Source organism: Glutamicibacter halophytocola (genome assembly GCF_001302565.1).
Lineage (GTDB): Bacteria > Actinomycetota > Actinomycetes > Actinomycetales > Micrococcaceae > Glutamicibacter > Glutamicibacter halophytocola.
This window is the reverse complement of sequence record NZ_CP012750.1, coordinates 160,431-181,493: the sequence shown is the minus strand read 5'-3', so window position 1 is coordinate 181,493 and position 21,063 is coordinate 160,431. Positions and strand designations below refer to the sequence as shown.

Here is a 21,063-nt window from a genome sequence, read left to right as displayed (position 1 = left end):
TTAATCCTGTTTCCCGCGCATCTATTATCGGTGCAAGACCAAACCCAAGCACACAATGCCGCAGGACCTTGAACAGCAGTTGGCACTCCTGTTCAAGGTCCTTGAAGCGATGGCGGAGCATCCCCCGTTGCGCTCGCGCGCTCTACTTCGCCTGGACCAGAGGCAGAACCGCCTTGTAGTCGGCTTCCTGCTTGGTCCAGAACTCGCCGTATTCCGCGGAATCCTGGTAGCTGGTGGTTAGCCCCAGATTGTCCATCTTCGAAACCACAGACTCGTCATCGATAGCAGCCTGCAGTGCAGACTCCAATTTCTTGGCCACTTCTTCAGGCAGGCCGGCCGGCGCGGCATAACCGCGAGCGGTTGCGGCCACCACGTCGTATCCTTCTTCGGCGAAGGTTGGCACATCCGGCAGAACATCGGTGCGTTCCGAGTCCATCACGCCGAGCACCTTCGCCTTGCCCTGCTTCTGAAGATCAATCACTTCGCTGACATTTCCAACCAGCACGTCAACGTGCTTGCCCAGGAATGCGGTGGAAGCCTGCGAGGCGCCTTCCGAGAAGTGCACGGGGCTCAGCTCAGCGCCTGTGGCCTCGTTGATCTGCGCGATGGCAAAGTGCTCGCCGCCCATCTGCCCTGTCGTCGTGGCGTTGACAGCCCCAGGATTGGCCTTGCTGTCCTCGAGCAGGTCCTTGAGATTCTTGTATTTGCTGTCCGCCTGGACCGCAATCACCATCGGATCAACCACCTGGCGTGCCAGTGGCTGAAGATCTTCTCGAGTAAACGCCGCTCCGCGCGCCTCGTCCAACGGGATGACCACAATCGACGGTGAGCCCACAGCGCCAATGGTGTAGCCATCGGGCTTGGCGTTGGCCAGCGAGGTGTAGCCGATCTGCCCGCCAGCACCTGGCTTATTAATCACTTCAACGTTGGTTCCCAGCTCTTTTTCCAGCACAGGCTGAATCAAGCGGGCGGCCGTGTCCACCGGTCCGCCGGGCGAGAATGCCACCAGCAGTTCCACAGGCTTGCCGTTTTTCGGGAAATCGGCTCCCGCATTGGACGGGGATCCGCTGCTCGACCCGCAGCCAGCGGCGGCCAGGGTCAGAGCACCTGCAGCAATAACGGTGATGATGCGTTTCATTTGAGTTCCTTCGGGTTCGGTACAGCTAATTTGCGGGTGTTCAGCTTTCGGGATCTTCAGCCACCAGCGCGGCTGGCTTGCGCAGTTTCAGCAGCGGGCTGCAGACAATGGCCAAGGCGATGAGCAGAAGCACCATGGTGATGGGACGATCGAGGAAGATGGCGAAGCTGCCATGGGAAATATCCAGGGATTCACGCAGCGAGCGTTCCATCAGCGGTCCCAGCACCAGGGTCAGGACCATCGGCGCCAGAGGAATATCCAGGCGCCGCAGACCCAGGCCCACCAGTCCGAAGATGATCATGACAAAGACGTCGAAGACCGAGAAGTTGATCGTGTACGCGCCCACAACCATGAACATCAAGATCAAGCCGGCCAGAATCGGGTAGGGCACTTTCAGGATCGAAGTCCAGAGGCCGACCAAGGGGACATTGAGAACGAGCAGCAGAATATTGCCAATGAACAGGCTGGCGATAATCGTCCATGCCAGCGTGCTGTGCTCGGCGAACAAGGTCGGGCCTGGGGTGAGGCCCTGCTGCAAGAAGGCTCCCATGAGCACGGCGATAGTCGGCGATGCTGGAATTCCGAGGGTAAAGAGCGGGATCAGCGCGCCGTTTGCGTGCGCATTATTCGCGGTCTCGGGTCCGGCAACGCCTTCGATGGCGCCCTGGCCCAGTTCGTCGCGATGCTTTGAGAACTTCTTCTCGGCGCCGTAGGACAGCAGCGAGGAAACCGACCCGGTCATTCCGGGAATCAGCCCCATGGCGAATCCAATGCCGGTGCCGCGCGCGAAGGCCGGGGTACTGCGCTTCCAGTCAGTTCGCGTGGGGAGCAGGGCACGCATTCCGGGTGCCTGCGTCACCGCCTGGTTCTTCCCCGGGCGGTAGGACAAGATTTCGGATAGCCCGAAAATGCCGACGATGACCGCCACGAATGAAACGCCGTCAAGCAAACGCTCCATGCCGAAGGTGAAACGCGGGGCTCCCATGACAGGATCGATGCCAATCATTGAAATCAGCAGGCCCAGGGCGCCGGAAATCAGGGCCCGGACCATTGAGCGCCCCGCCAAGGCAACAAGCAGCGAAATGCCGACAACCACGAGCGCGAAGAATTCCGGCGGCCCGATCAGCAGCCCCAGGCTGCCCAGGGGCTTGGCCGCCATGACCAGGCCAACGGTGGCGATGGTGCCGCCGATGAATGAGCCTACCGCGGCAATGGTCAGCGCTACGCCCGCCCGCCCGACTTTGGTCATTTGATAGCCGTCGATGGCGGTAATGGCCGATGCCGCCTCGCCGGGCGTATTAAGCAGGACGCTGGTAATGGTGCCACCGTAGGTTGTGCCATAAAAAATCGCGCACAACATGATGATGGATCCGGCAGGATCAAGGTTGAGGGTCAGCGGAATCAGCAAGGCGATGCCCGCGACAGGCCCAATGCCGGGCAGGACGCCAATGACCGTGCCCAGCAAGCAGCCGACAAAGGCGAAGAGGAGGTTTTGCCAAGTCATTGCCGCGGCAAAACCCATCATGAGTTCATTGAGAACATCCATGTCAAAGTCCAATCATGCTCAGTGGCGGCAGCGTTGCCACCGGCAGGGTGACGTGCAGGACGGTGGTGAACAGGTAAAAAACGCCGACGCTGCCGCAAAGGGAAATAACGATGGCTTTCACCCTTCCAATCCGGGCCCGGAAGCTGAGGTGGTACATGAGAAAGGCAAATACGCTCAGCTGGAATCCGAGGAATGGCAAGGCAGCGGCCAGAATCACCAAGCTGGCAATGACAGCCCAGACCTGCGCCCGGTCAAACGTCTCTCCCCCGGTTTCCACCGTTGGCTTGGCACGTTCCTGCACAAACCACAGGGCGACGAGAACCATCAGGAAAATGCCAAGTACTGCTGGAAAGAAGCCGGCCCCCGGGCCGAGGCTGCTCCAGAGTCCAAGGCTCAATGAGCCCAGGAACGCATACAGGCCGACGAGGGCGATAATTGCCTGGCCAATGAGGATTGGCCATCGTCCCGGTGGAACCCGTCTCCCCGTTGCATCGTTCGACACAGCTTCCTCCAATTGCATAGTTTGTTCATAAATTTCATACTGTAAAATTATCTAGCGTTCCATGAAATGGTGACATGGGGCACAGGCGGCCGTCAAGGAAGTGCATCAAATTACAAATTAATTGCATAGAATGAAATCATGGCGGCAGAAAAAGAGAAGTCCGAGACACCCAACGGCATGAGGTCTTTAACCAGGGCCATTGCCGTATTTGAGCAGATCCAGCGCTATGAGCACCCCAGGCGCCTGAGCGCCATCGCTGCCGATATGGGCATGAGCTCGCCGACAACACTGCGCATCCTGCGGGTGCTCCATGAGGCGGGACTCGTCAGCCAGACCGACAAGAGCTATCGATTGGGCCCAGCAGTACTGCCCGCAGCCCGCGTCTTCCTGGAAAATGACCCGCTGCCCCGTGTTGCGCAGCCGATCCTCCAGCAACTTTCCCAGGCCACCAATCTGACAGCTTCGCTGTACACGCGATTGGGCAGCGAGCGGGTACTGGTTGAACGCGTCGTGGGCGAAAGCTCCCTGGGCTACAACCTCCCGCAGGGCCGGCGCCTGCCCCTGACATCCGGCGCAGCCGGACGCATCTTCCTGCTCGGCGCCGATGACGACGAGCTAACGCAGATCGCCGAAGCATCCCGGCGCCTGCATTACGAATCCGAAGACTTCGATCTCGACGCCATCAAGTCCCGCACGCCCAAGGCTGGTGCAAACTACGCCATCTCCGAAGATGAGCGCGCCCTGGGCATCATCTCCATGGCCACCGCCATCCCGTCGCGCCAGGGCCCGCCCACGGAAGCGCTCTCGCTGACCGGCCCCATCCACACCGTGACCCGCGAAGCCCTGGAAACCCGGGCTCCCGAACTCCTCCAGGCCGCCCGCCGCCTATCCGACCTGCTGGCGAGCAGCGTCTACTAACGGCCGCAACCGCCCCGCCAATCAGGCGCGTGGATCACGCGCCTGATTGGCGCGCCCGGATTCCCCGGCGCCTTGGGCGCTCCTGCGCGAAACCCCCGCCCCCGCACCTTGACACTGTGATGCACCCCATGCAATGATTCCGTACATCATCAATAAATTGCGTAGTGTGAAACTATAGACCGGCTAATGAAATTTACCCTTGGCTGTTTCACGCTCGCCCCAGGACTTGGGACAGGTGCACCATGAACCAATCGACGCAATCTCTTCTCGTCGAGCAATCCGTCATCGATCGGCTCGCTGCGCTTCCGGCCGCCAACATCGGCGACGCCATGCAGCGGCTGGGCATTGCCTCAGCAGAAATCCAGGCAGTGTGGGATGGCGCCAAAATTTCCGGGCCGGCGTATACCGTCTGGGTGGCCCCGGGGGACAACGCCGGAATCCACGAAGCCCTCAAACATGTTCAACCCGGACAGGTTATCGTCGTCAACGGCGGGGGCTACACCGACCGCGCGCTTCTCGGAGAGCTCATCGGCGAACGCGCGATATCCAAGGGTGTCGCCGGATTCGCCGTTGACGGGGCAGTTCGCGATGCCGTGGATCTCGGCGAAATCAACCTGCCGGTCTTCGCCCGGGCCACCAGCCCCGCCGGCCCCTACAAGAATGGCCCCTTCGAGGTCAACGGGACTATCGCCTTTGGCGGCGTCGCGGTCTCGCCAGGAGACATCGTCGTCGGAGACTCGGACGGATTGGTGGTTATCCCGGCAGAGCGCGCCGAAGATATCGCCACCGCCGCAGAAGCAGTGAATCTTGACGAGTCCCAGCGCCGCGCAGCCATTCTTGCCGACCGCGCCAACACCCATTCCTGATTATTTAAGGCCCTGACACTATGAAATGTGCACTCATCGGACTAGGCGAGGTCGGACAGATTTATGCTGCCGCGCTCCTCGAAGCCGGCCACGACATCATCGGCTACGATCCATTCATCAACCACGCCCCGCACGGCGCGCACCTGGCCCAGTCGGCGGCAGAAGCAGCCAAGGATGCAGACATGGTCCTGGTGCTGACCGGCGCCGGTGCCGCACCGAAGGTCTCCCGGGAATGCTTGCCGGTGATGAAGCCGGGATCTGGCTATGCGGACCTGACCAGTTCATCCCCCAAGGTCATGGAGGAGCTGGGCTCCACTTCGAGCCAGGCCAGCTTCATCGATGTCGCGATCCTCGGACCCGTCATTGCCCAGGGGGCAAAAACTCCATTGATGGCCAGCGGCCAAGGAGCCGCGGCCTTTGCCGATCTGCTCGAATCCGTGGGAGCGCCGGTCGAGGTCGTGGAAGGCGGGCCGGGCAGCGCCATGGCCCACAAGCTGCTGCGCAGCATCTTCACCAAGGGCCTGGCCTCGGTGGTGATTGAAGCAGTTCGAGCCGGTGCCGCTGCGGGGCTTGAACCCTGGATCCGGGCAGAAATCTCCAAAATGCTGGCCGGCGACGGCCAGGCAACCATCGATCGCTTCCTGTCCGGCACCGCCAAGCACGCAGTACGCCGCGCAGCAGAGATGCGCTCCACCGGCGGGTATCTGGACGACCTCGGCGTCCCCCGCGAAATGACCGACGCCTCGGCCAGCGCCATGGAGCGCATGGCCATGGATACTAGGATGACAGCTGGCTAGCAGCGACGCTGGCAAGCTCTGGAAGGAAACAGCATGATTGGCATCTGGGCGCTGGGCGCCTACCTCGCGGTCATCATCATTTGGACGGTGCTGATGCGCCGCAACGTTGGCGAGGCGATGATTCTCGGCTTCATCGTGGCCGCGGCATTCAGCGGCAGCCAGATGCTCCCGGTTGGCTGGGCGGCGCTCTATGAAGCGCTCACCGATGAAATCGTCTATGCGACGGTGATTTTTGTGTTCATGGGCTACCTGCTCGAACGCGCCGGGGTCATGGAACGCATGATCAACCTGCTGGATTCGCTGATCGGCGGCCACAAGGGCGGGGCGGCCTACGTGTCCACGGTGTCCTCGGCCAGCTTGGGCAGCATCGTGCACAATCAGGCGGCCATCGCCGCGACGGTGGGATCAATTACCATTCCGTGGATGGAGCGCTCGAAGATCGACCGCCCCACCGCTGCCACCATCGTGGCCGGCAACGCGGGCATGGGAATCACCTTCCCCTTCAGCGCTTCGATGTTCGTTCTGGTTGGCTCCTCCACCGTCGGGCCGCTGCTCTCGGCCAATGAGCTCTTGGTCCCCTTGATTTTTGGCGGGCTTTGGTGCGTGGCGCACAGGTTGGTGGTCACCTATATCCTGGTTCGCCGCAGTGGCGCGCAAGCCACCCCTGCCGAACAGCGCCAGCTGCTATCGGTGGCATTCAGGCAAGGCTGGAGCACCCTCCTGCTTTTTGTCGGCGTTGCCATTCCGATGATCATCACCAGCGGCGCTGTCGCCGAGGCCTTGAGCAGCTACACCCAAACCAACGTTGCCAAGGCGATCAGCCCGATCTTCTGGATCCCCATCGCGTTGATCGCCATGGGCCTGCTGCTCGGGCTGGGCAAATTGCCCCGCAGCCTCAAGGCCTGGTCGCGCATGATCGAGGACTCCATCCCCCGTTTTGGCATTGTCGGCGTCACCGTGCTTTTCGCCTTCGCCGGAGCCAACGCCCTGGCCAGCACCGGATTGCCCGAGCAGCTCACCACGGTGCTGAACCAGCTTTCGCTGCCGGTGTGGCTGCTTGCCCTGGTGATCGGCCTGATTGTCATTGCCGTCGCGGCCCCGCTGTCCTCGACTGCGACAATGGCGGCCGTGGGCACCGTGGGAGTGGCTGCCCTTGTTGCCGCAGGGGTCCCTGCCCCGACCGCCGCGGTGGCCGTGCTGGTATTCTCCTCCTGCGAAGCAGCTGTTCCGCCCGGAGGCGCTCCCCTCTACGTTGCCTGCGGCATCGCCGGGGTCAACCCATACAGCACCTTCCGCCGGATGATGCTGTTCTACGCACTGCCATTGCTGGCTATCGGCGTGCTGATCGCGTCCGGGATCTTGCCGGTCTAACCCCCAAGGAGCCAAAATGTACCAACTTGTACTTCGAAAAACCTTCGTCGCCTCGCTGGCTCTGGCCCTGGGCGGTGGAATCGTGTTTGTCCTGCTGCAATTAGCCGGGATTATCCTCGGCAACGCGCCGCTGCTGACCGCACCGAACTCGGTGTTCAAGACGGTCCTTTGCATCTGCGCCTCCACCGCCTCGATCGCCGCGTACCTGCTGCTTCATGCAGGCTCCACCCCGCGCAAATACGCCCAGGAGAACGTTTCCAAATGAGCGGGAAGAAAAAGTACCCCACTCGTGCCGAGCTGAAACAGCGCCCGGGCCGGCTTGCCGGTACCTCATGGGACCTGTTCGCCTCCCCCTTGGCCGGAGCTCCGGGCAAAATTGATGCAGCCAAGCGCATTGCCGCGGCCGCATCGGTGCGCCTGGGCGAATGCTTCGGGCTGGATTATCCGATCGATGCCTTTTCGCCGGGCATGTCCAAAACCCGTGGCGCGCCAGAGCACCATATTTTTGGCAATCATCCGGCCCATCGCGACGACTATCTGGACGGCTTCTACCTGCAGGGCTCGTCGCAGATCGATGGGCTGCGCCACCGCCGTTCTGACGAGGTCGGCTTCTACAACGGCGTGCCCGACGAAAAGATCGTCCCTGGAACCACCGAGCTGGGAATCCAGTACTGGTCGGATCAGCCCATCGTTACCCGTGGCCTCCTGGTGGACCTCGACGGGTTTTCCAGGGCCCGGGGCCGGCAGCTGGATCACGCACACGGGGAGCAGATCCCGCTTTCGCTGCTGCTCGAAGCCCTGGACCACCAGGGAATTACTGCAGAAGAAGGCGATGCGCTGATGGTCCACACCGGCTGGAGCGAGTGGTTCCTGGCGCTGTCCCCCGAAGAGAAATCCAGGCAGCGCGACTGCGGCAAGGCTACCGGGCTGGTGCAGTCCGAACAGCTGCTGGACTGGGCCTGGGATTCGGGGCTGAGCATCCTGGCGGCAGATAACTTTGCCGTCGAATGCCTGCCGCCGGCCGCCAATTCCCCGTTCCTCGCCTCGGCTCCGAATGACCGCGGAATGATGCACCAGGAATTCCTGGCGAAGCTCGGCCTTCCGCTCGGGGAGCTGTGGCGCCTGGACCCGCTGGCACGGCGAATGAGCCAGCTGCAACGATGGGAGTGCCTGCTGACGATCAAGCCATTAAACGTTGTGGGAGGCACCGGGTCGCCGGCCAATGCCACCGCGGTGCTTTGAGCCCAAACTAACTGCCCTGTGGCGCCGGATCGCTTCCCGGCGCCGACAGGACGTGTAGCTACAGCGCCTTGGGGCCAATCTCAGCCAGGAACTGGCCCGGGCCGGGATTGGCGGCGGCGTCTTCGCCGCCCAGGTGCTTGACCACGCCCCACAGCGCGTTCAGGCCCGTGGTCACCGCGCCTTCGGCCCAGCCGGCAGTCCAGGACACGTCGTCGCCGGCCAGGAAGATGCCGCGGTGCGCAGCATCCATGCCTTGCTGGTCGAAGTGGGTGTACAGGCGCTGCTGGTAGCGGTAGTGGCCGGGCAGGTTGGCCTTGAACGCGCCCATGAAGTTCGGATCGGACTCCCAGGACACGGTGATCGGCTGGCCCACGATGTGGCTGCGGATATCCACGCCCGGGTAGATCTTCTCCAGCGAGTGCAGCATCAGCTCCATCCGGCGTTCGGCCGACAGGGACAGCCACTTCAGCGCATCGTCGTTCCAGGTGTAGGAGAGCAGGATGACCGCCGGCTGGTCCTCGCCGTGATCCAGCAGGTAGGTGGCGCGGTTCAGCCGGTCGGTGAGCGTCATGGACATGGCGTATTCTCCGGTCACCGGGTCGCGGTCCTTCCAGAACGGGCGATCCACCATCACGAAGGTCTTCGAGGACTGCATGTAGTGGCTGCGCTCGATCGCGGTCCACAGTTCTGCGCCGAACAGCTCCTCGTCGGTGTCGATGCCGGTGGACAGCAGCCAGGACTGCACCGTGGAGACCACGGCGCCGAATTCTTGGGTGCGGCCAAAGCGCTCGGTGACCTCGATGGTGTTCGCGCCGTTGAAGCCCGGGTTTCCGGTGCGGTAGACCTTGGCCACCGCGCCGCGCGGGGCGCCGGAGTGCAGCGAGGACAGGGAAGTGCCCGCCGGCCAGTGCGCCATCTTTTCCGGGGCGTGGTTCCACAGGGCCTCGGGCAGCTTGGCCGCTCCCCCGGTGATGCCGCGGTGGTAGTCGTCGGCGTCGGTGTAGACCACGCGCAGGATTTCCAGGATCGAGTTGGGGAAGTCGGTGTCCCAGCCGCCGGAGCCGAAGCCCACCTGGCCAAAGGCCTCGCGGTGCTCGAAGCCGGCCTGCTTGAAGGCCTTGGAGTTCGCGATGAACCCGTAGAAGCTTTCCTCGTCGAACTCCTGGAGCATCGAGTCCCAGAGTTCCTTGATCATTTTGGCATCGCGGTCGCGGATGGCCTGCTGCATCTGCTCGAAGTGGGCGTCTTCGCGCAGCGCCTGCTTCCAGGCGTCGGCCACTTCCTGGTAGAAGACCGGCAGGTCGGCCGGGTCCTCCACATAGATCTTCTGCCCCTTGAGCTCGATCACCGTGGAGTCGGTGGGCTCGGCCAGCGGGTTCGGGAAATCGTAGGTGTCCAGGCCCAGCAGCTCGATGTAGTGGTACAGCGCCTTGCTGGAGACCGGGAAGCGCATGCCGCCCAGGTCGCAGGTGATCTGCGGGGCCGCGGCGAAGCTTGCGGTGCGCAGCCGCCCGCCGATCTGGTCGGCCTCGTACACCACCGGCTTCAGGCCCAGCTTCATCAGCTCGTACGCGGTGACCAGGCCGGAAAGCCCGGCGCCGATCACTGCCACCTCGGTGCCATAGAGCGACTCGGGCACCGAGCCCAGGCCGGCGTCGTTGGCCAGGTAGAGGTCGTAGCTGAACGGGAAGTCCGGGTTGAGCATGGTGATGGGATTGGTGCTGTTCATGAAAAAATCCTGTGTTCCTACTTGCTGTTCAAAAGGTGGCTGTCGATATATTCCTGCTTGCTCAGCTTCCCGAGCACCGAGCGGCGGCGGCCATAGGCCAGGTAGATCACGATGCCCACGGCCATCCAGATCCCGAAGACCAGCCAGGTGTGCCAGCCCAGCTGGCTCATCAGGAACAGGCAGGCGGCCACGCCGAGGATCGGGGTGATCGGGTAGAAGGGCACCTTGAAGGTGCGCGGTGCCAGCGGCTGCTTGCGGCGCAGGTACATCACCGAGACGCCCACCAGCGCGAAGGCGAACAGGGTGCCGATGCTCGTCGCGTCGGCCAGCGCGCCCAGCGGGATGAACCCGGCGGTGATCGCCACCAGGATGCCGGTGATCAGGGTGCCGATCACCGGGGTTCCGGTGCGCGGGGAGATCTTGCCGAAGGCCGCCGGCACCAGACCGTCGCGGGACATGGACAGCAGGATGCGGGTCTGCCCGTAGAGCACGGTCAGCACCACCGAGGCGATGGCCAGCACCGAGGCCAGCGCAAAGACCAGCACCAGCCAGGGCTGTCCGGTCAGCTCGCCGACGATCTGCACCAGCGCGGCTTCGGTGCCCTCGAACCAGGTCCACTCGCGGGCGCCGATCGCGGAGACCGCCACCAAAACGTAGGTGATGGTCACGATCAGCATCGAGAGCATGATCGCGCGCGGCAGATCGCGCTTGGGGTTCTTGGCCTCTTCGCCGGCCGTGGAGGCGGCGTCGAAACCGATATAGGAGAAGAACACGCTGGAGGCCGCCGCGGTCACGCCGGCAGCGCCCATCGGCAGCAGCGGCTCGAAGTTGCCGGCGTTGAAGGCGCTGAAGGCGACGATCGAGAAGAAGACGAGGATGCCGGCCTTGATGACCACCACGATGGTGTTCACGATCGCCGATTCGCGCGCTCCGCGCACCAGCAGCAAGGTGGCCAGCACCACGACGATCAGCGCCGGCAGGTTCACCACCCCGCCTTCGGCCGGCCCGCCGGCCAAAGAGGCGGGCAGCTGCATATTAAAGGCCCGCAGGGTTTCGTTGACATATTCGCCGGCGCCCACCGCCACCGCGGCTACCGAGACCGCGTATTCGAGCACCAGGCACCAGCCGCAGATCCAGGCGATCCCTTCGCCCATGGTCGCGTAGGAATAGGAGTAGCTGGAGCCGGCCACCGGCACCATGCCTGCCATTTCCGCGTAGGACACGGCCGAAAGCAGCGCGGTCACGCCAGCGATCACGAAGGAGATCCAGATGGCCGGGCCGGCGATCGGCACGGTCGCGCCCAGGATCACCAGAATTCCGGTGCCCATGGTGGCGCCGACGCTGATCATGGTCAGCTGCCACATGCCCAGGGTGCGGCGCAGCGCACCGCCCGATGAGCTGGATTCCGCGTCGCCGATCATCTGCTGGATCGGCTTGCGGCGCCGCAGCTGCGGGCCAAGGCCAGTGGCTTGTTTCGGCCTGGCGCCGGTGGTGCTGTTCATCTCGGGTCCTCGCTGCATTGTGGATTGTGCTGCACTGTGGTTTTTCTTCCGCCTTCAAGCCTAGATCTGTGATCCGGCTCTCAAGATGTAAGTTTTGAACTAAAATAGTTTCTCATGGGACATTCCGCACCACAGCAATCAGTGTTCGACGCGACAGCTCCCGGCATCACGCTGCGCCGCTTCCTGCGCCAGCTGCCCCCGGAAATCTCCCTGGCCCACGACGCCGGCGATCGGCCGCTGCGCTGGGTCGAGGCCAGCGACATGGACGATCCCACCGACTACCTGCTCGACGAGGAAATGATCCTCACCAGCGGCTTCCCGCTGCTCGGCCATGATCAGAACCCCGAGCAGGTCCGGCAATTCATCGCCCGGCTCGCCCAGGCCAAGGTCAGCGCCCTGGGCTTCGGCCTCGAGCCCTACTTCACCGCCATCCCGCCCACCGTGCTCGACGCCTGCCGCGAGCACGACCTGCCACTGCTGGAAATTCCGCCCAGCGTCCCCTTCGCCGCCATCGGCATCGCCTTCGCGCAACTGATCGAGGCCGACAATGCCGCCCAGCTGCGCGGCAGCGCCGAAGCCAACCGCGCCCTCCTGCGCTGCCTGGCCCACCCGGACCCCGAAGCCCAGCTGGCCGCCGTGCTCTCCCAGCGGCTCAAGGCCAGCGTCCGCCTGCTCGGATCCGAGGGTAAGGTCCGCCACGAGACCTCCGCCGCCGAAACCGCCGACCTCGGCGACCAGCTCAAATCCGAGCTCTTCGAACAGGCCGCCAGCGGCGCCAACAACCAGCAATTTGCCATGCACCGCTCAGATTCGCAGGTTGACCTGGCTTTTCCGATCCGCGCCACGCTCGCCTCGTCCGGCCGCGCGCCACTTCTGGGCGTACTATGCATCGGCTTCGCGCGCACCCCGTCGGCCTTTGACCACAACCTGATCGCCACCGCGCTGGGCCTGCTCGACGTCCTCGCGCGCGAACGCGCCGCCAGCTCCCCCGCCTCAACCCAGCTGGCCACCGCACTGCTCCTGCGTTCGCGCGCCACTCTCGACGCCCCGGACCTCGCCCTGCTGGCCGCAAGCCTTGGCGGCGGCAGCACGCAGCCCATCCGCGTTGCGGTCATTTCGCCGCTGGACGCCCCCGCCGAACAACCGCTCACACTGCACCTCACCCACCTCCAAGCACTCCTGGACACCCACCTGGCAATGCAGCAGGACGACCACTTCATTGCGCTCACGCGGACCAAGCCGACCCAGGCCATATTCGATCGGCTCAAAACTGCCGGGTACGTCGCCGCCTTCAGCACCCCAGAGCCAGCCGACCTCCAGCTCGGCGAAAAATTGGGCGACCTGCAAGCCCAGGCCACCGGACTGCTCCCCCGCATCCGCGAAAAGCGCCAGAGCCTCGATACCCGATCCATTCCGCGCTCATTCCTGTCCCTCCTGCCGCCGCAGGCAGGCAAGCAACTCGCCGAAGAGGCCCTCGCGCCAATCCTTGAACTGCCCGATGCCCGTCGCGACCTCTATCTAGAGGTGCTTCAAGGCTGGCTGGAGGCCAACGGATCGTGGGACCAAACATCAAAGAACATCGACCTGCATCGCAATTCCGTGCGCCGCCACATCGCTACCATCGGCGAGGTTCTCGACAAGGACCTGAACCGGGCAGACGTGCGCCAGGAGCTCTACCTCGCGCTGAACTTCCTCGCCAGGAGCTAGCCAGAACCGCCCTGGCTCTGGTTAAAGTTTTCCACATTATTCGAAGACATATTCGAGATTACGAAGTATAATTAGAACATGTCCGAAGCAAAGGCGCACGGAGATAGCCTGCCCCCAGCGGTAGAGCCAGAGGAGTTCGAAAACCACTGGCTCGCACTGCAGAAAGAACTGGCGTGGATGCAAGACCACGGCGGTAAAGCCGACTGCGTCCGTGGCATAGAGGTGCTCGAAGCCCTCATCGCTTCTGCCCGATTCCAGCAAGCCTGCCTTTCCTATCATCTGGAGAAAGAGTTTGTTCGCGATCATGAAGAACGCGGAGTCAACCTGGATGATCAGACCCGCGGCGCAGCCGGCAGCGTGGCCATCGCCCGCAAACAATCCCCAACCGGATTCCGCAACTACCTAGTCAACTGCCGCATCTTGCTAGAAGACACACCTAATATTGCCGCCGCATTTTCCAGGGGTGAATTTACCGAACCCCAAGTCTTGGCAATCCTCAACGAGCTGCAGACCGTCAAAGCGCAACGCCGTACAGAATTTGATGAGATCTACGGCCAGAATCCAGACATGTTCGAGTGCATGGGTCGGAACCAGATCAAGGACACCGTTCGGAAATTCACGCTTTCCTACAATTCCGATCCGGTCTCCAAGGAGCATAAAACCATCGAAGAGCGCCGATTCGCTCGCATGGAGATCGATGAAGCGTCCGGCAGCGTGAAGCTAACTGCGCAGTTCCCGCTGCTTCCCGGCATGGGACTTAGAAACTATCTCTACAAGGAGTCCCGCAAGCTCAAGAAGAAGGGCGACAAGCGCACTCTCGAACAGATCAGGGCCGATATCCTCTTTAGCTACATGATGATCGGCGAGCCTTCAAAGATGCCGATCAATTTGCAGGTTGGCGTCATCATGACTGATCGAGCCCTGTTCCAGGGCGAACGGGAACCCGCATACCTTGAAGGCTACGGATACATCCCCGCACAGGATGTTCGTGAATGGATCGGCGGACATCAAATCGAGAACGAACTGACCTTTGAAGAGATGGAAGCAAGACTCACTCCGGAACACATTGAGCAGATTGAAGTGCTGACTGAACTTTCCAGGATCTACACGGCACCCGGAGATCAGGATTTGATAAGCATGGATTCCAAAGCCCGGATCTTCCCGGAGAAGCTCAAAAAATTCATCAGCATTCGAGACCGGCATTGCCGCACACCTTTTTGCGACGGAATCGTCGAAGAAGCAGACCACGTGAAACAGTACGCAAAGGGCGGAAAGACCAGCGTGCATAATTGCTGCGGCCGCTGCAAGGTCTGCAACAAAACCAAAGAGGCCCGCGGCTGGTTTGAATTTACCCTCTTGAAGGACCAGCACACCATGCTCATCAATCCGGTATCCGGGATGTCGTATCGGTCCACAGCTCCACCGGCGACCGGATACATTCACAAGCCTTTCCCGCAGTTGACGACCGATTCAAAATGGTTCAACGACTTCAAGGAAAAACTGAGCCGGCGCGATGCCCCGGAAGCCTCTGCGGCATAACCACAATCCCAAAACTCTAGATGTTTCCACACGGCGCTTCGCCGTGTGGAAATGCCCTAGAAGTTGATCATTCCGCAGATTGCCATTGAGCGTAAAGGTCCCGTCGAGCCTCCGAAAGATACGGAACTTCAGCCCTGATCTGCGCCAAAGAACTCACATCAATCTCGGCTGCAAGCAGTTCTGCACCAGATCCAGCTTGGGCCAAGACGGCACCGTCAGCACCGGCGATGACGCTAGTTCCCGCCAAGTCGAATCCAGCTTCAGAACCGCAGTGGTTCGCGTAGGCAATGAAAAGCTGGCTTTCCATGGCACGCGTCGGAACCAAACGAGTGCAAACCTGCTCATATCCGCGCCCCATAGCCGTCGGGACGAGCAAAAGTTGCACCGAACGACGAGCGGCCTCGCGGACAACCTCAGGAAATTCCACATCGAAGCAGATCACCATGCCCAACGTCATTCCCTTGTAATCGAATGATGCAGGAGGGTTGCTGCCCGCGATGAACACTTCATGTTCTTCAGCTCCGAAGAGCTGGACCTTCTGATAATGAGCACGCTTCACTCCGCGATCATCAAGGAAAGTTGAAGTGATCAGCCAGCCATCATCAGTGATTTCGGGAAGGGAGTAAACCAGTGCTATCGAATGCTTCGACGCAATGTGCGACAGCCGCTCATGCGCGGAGGGCAACAGGGAAACATCCAGCGAATCACGCAGGACGTAGGGCGCATAGCCCACGGCAAAAAGTTCGGAGGTGAGCAAGATTTTTGCGCCATCTCCAGCGGCACGCTGCGCAGCTTGATCGATGGCATCGAGATTGCGCTCAATCCCCAAGACCTCTGCTTCGCCCTGCATAACAGCGATGCGCATGTGGCTCCCTCCGAGCATCATTGATGACTAACATTAACCCTATTTCGAACACATCATCACTCGACTAGGGTATTTGGCACCGAACCAGAGCTGATGAGTACTTTTCGCACCAATGAGCACGCCTCCCGGAAACACCTCCCTGGACGGCGCCCGTCCCTACTGCTTAGTGGCAGCTTCAGCGAGAAGCTCGACCACGTGGCGGTATTCCTTTCCGGTTGCCCTCGTCATTCCCAATTCACAGGTGCGGTTGCACGAAGCATGGGCCGCGGCATCAAGATCGCGAACCTCGGCTGCTTCGCGCGCGGTTGCCGAATCGGTCAGCTCAGGATGCAGCATGCCGCGATCCCCGGCGAAAGCACAGCAGCCCCAATTCACCGGGGTATTCACCGTCTGCGCCACGGCCTCAGCAATTTTCTGCAAGTCCGAGTTGAGGCCCATCTGGGTCGACGAACAGGTCGGGTGCAGGGTCAGCGAGGAAATCTTCTCGATCCGAGGCAACTTCTCCAGCAGGTGCTTCGAGGTGAACGCCAACAAGTCGACCACCTCGTATCCATGCGCCTCAAGGGTGTGGGCAAAGCCTTCGGTGCAGCTGGACGCGTCCGAAATCACCGGCAGGTTCTTGCCAGGCATAGCCGCGCGAACTTCTTCGAGCACCCGAGCGGCCATTGCTTCATGCCCATCGGCATAGCCCTTGGAAGTCCATGGGGTGCCACAGCACATGGATTCAATGCCCTGCGGAACAAATACCGAGACGCCCGCGGCATGCAACAACTTAGTGAAGGCCGAAGCCACGCCTTCGCCCTCGCCGGCCGGTCCGAACATCGAGTTCACACAGGCCGGGAGGTAGACGGCCAGCAGTTCGGAGCCAGCAGCACCCAGATTGCCAGCCAGCGGCTTTCGGGCCTTGCCGCCGCCAGGAAGATCCGCGTCGTAGCGTGGCATGAGGTCGGTGCCCACGACCTTGCGGGCCGCATCGGTGATGCCTCCAACCAGCGTAGCCGGGAACTTATCGGCAATGCTGAGCGCTATCGAGCCGGCCCGGGTGGCCGGGCCCCAGCCCTTGGCAGCGGCTTTGAATCCGGCGGCGAGCACCGGGTGCGCGTCTTCGCGGCGCAGGCGCTTGACCAGCAGGCCGGTGTTAATGCCGACCGGGCAGGCGGTAACGCACATTCCGTCCACGGCACAGGTCTGCACGCCGTTGTATTCGTAATCGCGCTCCAGCTCGGCGGCCAATTCGGCGTTGCCCTCGGCCTCGGCCTTGGCGATGGCGCGACGCACCACGATGCGCTGGCGCGGGGTGAGAGTCAGGTCCTTGGAAGGGCAGACAGGTTCGCAATAACCGCATTCCACGCAGTGGTCGGCCTCAACTTCAATGGTTTCATTGAGCTTGATGTTGCGGATGTGCGCTGCGTGGTCCTCGTCGATGATCACGCCCGGGTTCATCATCAGGCGCGGGTCGCAGGCGGCTTTGAGTTCCAGGTGAACGTCGTAGAGTTCGTCGCCGTACTGCGCACGGACAAATGGCGCCATGGCGCGGCCGGTTCCGTGCTCGGCCTTGAGGTTGCCGCCCCTGGCGAGGACCAGTTCGACCATTTTTTCGTTGAAGGCGTTGTAGCGGTTCAGTGCCGCATCGCCCTCGAAACGGTCGGTGAGCATGAAGTGGATATTGCCGTCCTTGGCGTGCCCGAAGATCACCGAGTCCTCGTAGCCGTGCTCGGTGAACAGTTCCTGCAGGCTGCCACAGGTTTCGGCCAGCGATTGAACGGGGACGACCACATCTTCGAGCAGGGCGGTGGTCCCGGAAACACGGGCACCGGCCACCGAGGCGTAGAGCCCCTTGCGGAATTTCCAGGCTGCATTGCGGTTCTTGGCGTCCTGGGATAGCAGCGCCGGGGCGCGCAGCGCAGCCGAATCCAGCAGGCGCTGGCCGGCGCTTTGCAGCCCAGCTAATTCCTCGGCAGCGTCGGCATGGTATTCAACCAGCAGCGCGGCCTGTTGATCCACGTCAAAACCCATAATGGCATCGGGGACACCGGGCAGCCCTTGGCCCACGCGCAGCGAGGTGGAGTCCATGAGTTCCAGGGTGGCGGCACCTGAGTCCAGCAGTTCGGGCAGTGCACGTGTGGCCAGATCGAGGTTATCGAAGACTGCCAGGGTGGCGACGGCCAGTTTGCGGATGGGCACGGTGCGGAACACTGCCTCGGCGACAAAAGCCAAGGTGCCTTCGGAACCGATGATCAGGTGGGCCATCAGCTCGGCCGGGGTGCCATAGTCCAGGAAGGCGTTCAGCCCATAGCCCATGGTGTTTTTCAGGGCGAAGTGCTTCTGGATCTTGGCTACCGAGGCCGGGTTGGCGCGCACGCGGTCCAGCAGCTTTTCCAGGGTGGCGACCAGCTGCGGCTCGGCTGCGGCCAGCTGGCGGTCGGCGTCGGGATCGGCGGTGTTGATCATGGTGCCCGAGGGCAGCACGAAGGTCATCGATTCCAGGGTGCGGTAGGTGTTGAATTCGGTGCCGCAGGCCATGCCCGAGGAGTTGTTGGCGATCACTCCGCCGATGGTGCAGGCGGCCTCGCTGGCGGGATCCGGGCCGAGCTTGGTGCCGCAGACGGCCAGGCGCGCGTTGACTTGGCGCACGGTGGCGCCGGGCTGGACGCGCACGCGTGCCCCATTATCGAGCACCTGGATCTCGCGGAAGTTGCGGCGCACGTCGATCATCAGCCCGTCGCCGCTGGCTTGGCCGGCCAGCGAGGTGCCGCCCGAGCGCAGGGTGACCGGCTGGTTGTTGCTGGAGGCCGCACGCAGCAGGGCCGATACTTCGGCGGCGTCCTTGGCCAGGATCACGGCTTGCGGGGTGTACAGGTAGTGCGAGGCATCCGAGGCGTAGGCGACGCGGTCGATGGATCGGGTTTTGACGCGCCCAGGTTCGCTGACGAGGTCGAGAATGCTGGATGAAACCGTAGGTTCACCGAGTGCCGGCGTGCTCAATGCCATGGTGCGCTCCTGTGTGGAGGGCAAGAAAAACCTGCCCAAGAAGAAAATTGTCTAACAAGTACACATGCCATCGTAGTACGATTCATGGGATACTTGCATAGTTATTTTCTGCCGGCGCGAAAGGATCCCAGTGGCGGCCCGTTTAGGAGTGGTTTCGGTGGTCCAGGCGGTCATCGCCTCGCTGCGCACCCGGATCTTCAGCGGCGAGCTGGCTCCCGGCACGCCCTTGGGCGAAGTGGATGTGGCCGCGCACTATGAGGTCGCCCGGCCCACAGCCAAGGCCGCACTGGAAAATCTGGTGGCCAGCGGCCTGCTGACCCGCAACGCGCACCAGAGCGCCCGGGTTACGCGCCTTTCCTCGGCCGACGCCCGCGATATCTACCGCACCCGCGCGATCATCGAGGCCGAAGCGGTGCGCCTGCTGGCCAGCACCTCCCGGGTTCCGGAAGCCGCCCGCGAGGCCAACGCGGAAATCACCGCGCTCTCGGAGGCTTCGCCGATCCAGATCGTCGATCCCGACGTGCGATTCCACAGCGCGCTGGTCCAAGCCCTGGGGTCTTCTCGCACCAGTGCCATCTACGGCCAGCTCAGCGACGAGATCCGCCTGTGCATGACCCAGGTCCAGGACGCGACGCTGCTGAACACCTGCGACATCGCTGACGAGCACGCCCGCCTGCTGGAGAAGATCGCCGCCGGCGACCAGCAAGGCGCCGCGGAGCTCTTGGCCCGGCATCTGGAAAATGCCAGCGACCGGCTCTCCGCGCATCTAGATAGCCTGGCGGCAGGTTTCCAGCAGGCGTAGCCAAATTTCGCTGATGGTCGGGTAGGCCGGGACCGCATGCCACAGCCGATCCAGCGGGATTTCACCGACGATCGCGATGGTAGCCGCATGCAGCAGCTCGGCCACATCCTGGCCAACAAACGTCGCCCCGATCACCACCTGGCGCTCCCGGTCGATCACCAGCTGGGCGCGCCCGGAATAGCCATCGGCATGCAGGCTCGCACCGGCGACCTGGCCCAGGTCATAGGCCACGATCTGCACGGGGATCCCAGCATCCCTGGCCTGGGATTCGGTCAGCCCCACGGCGGCCACCTCCGGATCGGTGAAGATGACCCGCGGAACGGCGTGGTGATCGGCCGTGGCGGCATGCGCGCCCCACGGCCCGGCTGACAGCGGGGTACCATTCAGCCGGGCCGCGATCGCCTCGCCGGCAATGCGCGCCTGGTACTTGCCCTGATGGGTCAGCAGCGCCCGGCCGTTCACATCGCCCACGGCGTAAAGCCAATCGGTGCCGGCAACGAGCATGGTGTCATCAACGGCGAGCTTGGCATCCACCCCGGCGGCCTCCAGCCCCAGCTCAAGGGTGGCAGGGGCGCGCCCGGCGGCCACCACCAGTTCGCTGGCGCGCAGCGATGATCCATCGTCCAGGGCGATAGCGATCATGCCATGCTGGTCGCGGTCCACACGGGTGGGGGCGGCCCCGAAGCGCACCTGGACTCCCGCATCCTTGAGCCCGGCGGCGGCATATTCGCCGGCAAAGGGTTCTTCGCGGCCCAGCAGCGGACCGCGCGAAATCAGCGTGACGGCAGATCCCATCGAAGCGAAGGCGAGGGCCATCTCGGTGCCGGCCACCCCGCCGCCGAGGATGGCCAGGGATTCGGGCACATGGTCCGCCGCGGTGATTTCGCGCGTTCCCCAGGGCCGGGCTTCGGCCAGCCCCGGGATCTCCGGGAGCTTGGGGATCGATCCGGTGGCCAGCGCCACGGCGCGCGCGCTGAGAATCCGGTCGCCGACCTGCACCTTGCCGACCCCCAGCAGGCGGCCTCGGCCACGGATCAGCTCGATCCCGGCAGACTCCAGCCATTGGGCCTGCCCGTCGTCTTTCCATCCGCTGGTGAATTGCGTGCGCCTTGCCAGCACCGCGCTGGCATCAAGTTTCCCGGTGGCCGCTTGGCTGGCGCCGGGCACCCGCTGGGCCGCGCGCAGCGCATGTCCGCTGCGCAGCAGCGCCTTGGAAGGCATGCACGCCCAGTAGGAGCATTCCCCGCCCACCAGTTCGGACTCGACGATGGCCACGCGCACGCCTTTGCGGGTCGCATAGTCGGCCACATTTTCACCGACCGGTCCGGCGCCGATGACAATCAGGTCGTAGTTCTCTTGCTCGTTCATGCTCTAGCCTTTCGAAGCGTGAGGCCCAGGCTGCTGGCCGATATGGGAAAGAAGCCTGCCTCGAGCATGGCATAGCCAGCTGCCCCGGTCATCATGGATTGGCCCCCGGTTCCCCAGACGGCGAGCGCGAATGGGAGCGGAATCGATGCAATAGGGATTGCGCAGCTTGCTGGAGCAGCC

Annotated in this window: 17 protein-coding genes; 9 read left to right on the top strand and 8 right to left on the bottom strand. The window is 62.9% G+C overall.

Annotation, left to right across the window (positions count from 1 at the left end):
- Nucleotides 1–142 precede the first annotated feature (142 nt).
- Genes AOZ07_RS00840 through AOZ07_RS00830 form a run of 3 tightly spaced genes read right to left on the bottom strand, consistent with a single transcriptional unit; the run spans nucleotide 143 to nucleotide 3,186 of the window.
- On the bottom strand, nucleotides 143–1,138 hold the full coding sequence (locus tag AOZ07_RS00840; RefSeq protein ID WP_060700272.1) for a tripartite tricarboxylate transporter substrate binding protein: 996 nt from the start codon (nucleotides 1,136–1,138) through the stop codon (nucleotides 143–145).
- A 40-nt stretch (nucleotides 1,139–1,178) separates the two neighbouring features.
- On the bottom strand, nucleotides 1,179–2,684 hold the full coding sequence (locus tag AOZ07_RS00835; RefSeq protein WP_060700271.1) for a tripartite tricarboxylate transporter permease: 1,506 nt from the start codon (nucleotides 2,682–2,684) through the stop codon (nucleotides 1,179–1,181).
- A 1-nt stretch (nucleotide 2,685) separates the two neighbouring features.
- The gene (locus AOZ07_RS00830; protein ID WP_060703246.1) at nucleotides 2,686–3,186 is read right to left on the bottom strand and encodes a tripartite tricarboxylate transporter TctB family protein; all 501 of its coding nucleotides are present in this window, start codon (nucleotides 3,184–3,186) and stop codon (nucleotides 2,686–2,688) included.
- Nucleotides 3,187–3,324: 138 nt separating this feature from the next.
- Between AOZ07_RS00830 and AOZ07_RS00825 the strand changes: the two genes are divergently transcribed.
- From AOZ07_RS00825 to AOZ07_RS00800, 6 genes are all read left to right on the top strand, one after another.
- Complete coding sequence (locus AOZ07_RS00825) at nucleotides 3,325–4,104, top strand: IclR family transcriptional regulator (RefSeq protein WP_060700270.1); 780 nt, start codon at nucleotides 3,325–3,327, stop codon at nucleotides 4,102–4,104.
- A 242-nt stretch (nucleotides 4,105–4,346) separates the two neighbouring features.
- Nucleotides 4,347–4,970, top strand: coding sequence for an RraA family protein (locus tag AOZ07_RS00820; protein WP_060700269.1), 624 nt, complete (start codon nucleotides 4,347–4,349; stop codon nucleotides 4,968–4,970).
- A gap of 20 nt (nucleotides 4,971–4,990) precedes the next feature.
- Nucleotides 4,991–5,767: an NAD(P)-dependent oxidoreductase gene (locus tag AOZ07_RS00815; RefSeq protein ID WP_060700268.1), complete on the top strand. Its 777-nt coding sequence runs from the start codon at nucleotides 4,991–4,993 to the stop codon at nucleotides 5,765–5,767.
- A gap of 33 nt (nucleotides 5,768–5,800) precedes the next feature.
- Nucleotides 5,801–7,138, top strand: a complete 1,338-nt coding sequence (locus tag AOZ07_RS00810; protein WP_060700267.1) for a TRAP transporter large permease subunit — start codon at nucleotides 5,801–5,803, stop codon at nucleotides 7,136–7,138.
- 16 nt (nucleotides 7,139–7,154) lie between these two features.
- Nucleotides 7,155–7,403: a hypothetical protein gene (locus AOZ07_RS00805; protein WP_060700266.1), complete on the top strand. Its 249-nt coding sequence runs from the start codon at nucleotides 7,155–7,157 to the stop codon at nucleotides 7,401–7,403.
- Nucleotides 7,400–8,380, top strand: a complete 981-nt coding sequence (locus tag AOZ07_RS00800) for a cyclase family protein (RefSeq protein ID WP_060700265.1) — start codon at nucleotides 7,400–7,402, stop codon at nucleotides 8,378–8,380. The genes AOZ07_RS00805 and AOZ07_RS00800 overlap by 4 nt, the downstream gene beginning before the upstream one ends.
- 58 nt (nucleotides 8,381–8,438) lie before the next feature.
- On the opposite strand, the gene AOZ07_RS00795 is transcribed toward AOZ07_RS00800, so the two are convergent.
- Entirely contained in the window at nucleotides 8,439–10,109 is a 1,671-nt protein-coding gene (locus AOZ07_RS00795; protein WP_236995229.1) for a flavin monoamine oxidase family protein, read from the bottom strand.
- Nucleotides 10,110–10,126: 17 nt separating this feature from the next.
- Complete coding sequence (locus tag AOZ07_RS00790; RefSeq protein ID WP_060700264.1) at nucleotides 10,127–11,611, bottom strand: amino acid permease; 1,485 nt, start codon at nucleotides 11,609–11,611, stop codon at nucleotides 10,127–10,129.
- A gap of 114 nt (nucleotides 11,612–11,725) precedes the next feature.
- On the opposite strand from AOZ07_RS00790, the gene AOZ07_RS00785 reads away from it, so the two are divergent.
- On the top strand, nucleotides 11,726–13,318 hold the full coding sequence (locus tag AOZ07_RS00785; RefSeq protein ID WP_060700263.1) for a PucR family transcriptional regulator: 1,593 nt from the start codon (nucleotides 11,726–11,728) through the stop codon (nucleotides 13,316–13,318).
- Between the two features lie 78 nt (nucleotides 13,319–13,396).
- A complete protein-coding gene (locus tag AOZ07_RS00780; protein WP_060700262.1) occupies nucleotides 13,397–14,857 on the top strand; it encodes an HNH endonuclease in 1,461 nt (486 codons plus the stop codon).
- Nucleotides 14,858–14,924: 67 nt separating this feature from the next.
- Here the strand turns inward: AOZ07_RS00780 and AOZ07_RS00775 are convergent, their stop codons facing one another.
- Together AOZ07_RS00775 and AOZ07_RS00770 are read right to left on the bottom strand one after the other, a co-directional pair.
- Nucleotides 14,925–15,722, bottom strand: coding sequence for a carbon-nitrogen hydrolase family protein (locus AOZ07_RS00775; RefSeq protein ID WP_060700261.1), 798 nt, complete (start codon nucleotides 15,720–15,722; stop codon nucleotides 14,925–14,927).
- Between the two features lie 156 nt (nucleotides 15,723–15,878).
- Nucleotides 15,879–18,713, bottom strand: coding sequence for an FAD-binding and (Fe-S)-binding domain-containing protein (locus AOZ07_RS00770; RefSeq protein ID WP_060700260.1), 2,835 nt, complete (start codon nucleotides 18,711–18,713; stop codon nucleotides 15,879–15,881).
- Nucleotides 18,714–18,843: 130 nt separating this feature from the next.
- Between AOZ07_RS00770 and AOZ07_RS00765 the strand changes: the two genes are divergently transcribed.
- Entirely contained in the window at nucleotides 18,844–19,515 is a 672-nt protein-coding gene (locus AOZ07_RS00765; RefSeq protein ID WP_060700259.1) for a GntR family transcriptional regulator, read from the top strand.
- Here AOZ07_RS00765 and AOZ07_RS00760 read toward each other — a convergent pair.
- Complete coding sequence (locus AOZ07_RS00760; RefSeq protein ID WP_060700258.1) at nucleotides 19,480–20,883, bottom strand: dihydrolipoyl dehydrogenase family protein; 1,404 nt, start codon at nucleotides 20,881–20,883, stop codon at nucleotides 19,480–19,482. The genes AOZ07_RS00765 and AOZ07_RS00760 overlap by 36 nt on opposite strands.
- Nucleotides 20,884–21,063: the final 180 nt, after the last annotated feature.

Bases quoted from the DNA above. Each gene is read 5' to 3' on its own strand.
- AOZ07_RS00785 (WP_060700263.1), top strand. From the start codon at position 11,726: ATGGGACATTCCGCACCACAGCAATCAGTGTTCGACGCGACAGCTCCC.
- AOZ07_RS00790 (WP_060700264.1), bottom strand. From the start codon at position 11,611: ATGAACAGCACCACCGGCGCCAGGCCGAAACAAGCCACTGGCCTTGGC.
- AOZ07_RS00780 (WP_060700262.1), top strand. From the start codon at position 13,397: ATGTCCGAAGCAAAGGCGCACGGAGATAGCCTGCCCCCAGCGGTAGAG.
- AOZ07_RS00835 (WP_060700271.1), bottom strand. From the start codon at position 2,684: ATGGATGTTCTCAATGAACTCATGATGGGTTTTGCCGCGGCAATGACT.
- AOZ07_RS00775 (WP_060700261.1), bottom strand. From the start codon at position 15,722: ATGCGCATCGCTGTTATGCAGGGCGAAGCAGAGGTCTTGGGGATTGAG.
- AOZ07_RS00825 (WP_060700270.1), top strand. From the start codon at position 3,325: ATGGCGGCAGAAAAAGAGAAGTCCGAGACACCCAACGGCATGAGGTCT.
- AOZ07_RS00770 (WP_060700260.1), bottom strand. From the start codon at position 18,713: ATGGCATTGAGCACGCCGGCACTCGGTGAACCTACGGTTTCATCCAGC.
- AOZ07_RS00840 (WP_060700272.1), bottom strand. From the start codon at position 1,138: ATGAAACGCATCATCACCGTTATTGCTGCAGGTGCTCTGACCCTGGCC.
- AOZ07_RS00820 (WP_060700269.1), top strand. From the start codon at position 4,347: ATGAACCAATCGACGCAATCTCTTCTCGTCGAGCAATCCGTCATCGAT.
- AOZ07_RS00810 (WP_060700267.1), top strand. From the start codon at position 5,801: ATGATTGGCATCTGGGCGCTGGGCGCCTACCTCGCGGTCATCATCATT.
- AOZ07_RS00800 (WP_060700265.1), top strand. From the start codon at position 7,400: ATGAGCGGGAAGAAAAAGTACCCCACTCGTGCCGAGCTGAAACAGCGC.
- AOZ07_RS00760 (WP_060700258.1), bottom strand. From the start codon at position 20,883: ATGAACGAGCAAGAGAACTACGACCTGATTGTCATCGGCGCCGGACCG.
- AOZ07_RS00805 (WP_060700266.1), top strand. From the start codon at position 7,155: ATGTACCAACTTGTACTTCGAAAAACCTTCGTCGCCTCGCTGGCTCTG.
- AOZ07_RS00795 (WP_236995229.1), bottom strand. From the start codon at position 10,109: ATGAACAGCACCAATCCCATCACCATGCTCAACCCGGACTTCCCGTTC.
- AOZ07_RS00815 (WP_060700268.1), top strand. From the start codon at position 4,991: ATGAAATGTGCACTCATCGGACTAGGCGAGGTCGGACAGATTTATGCT.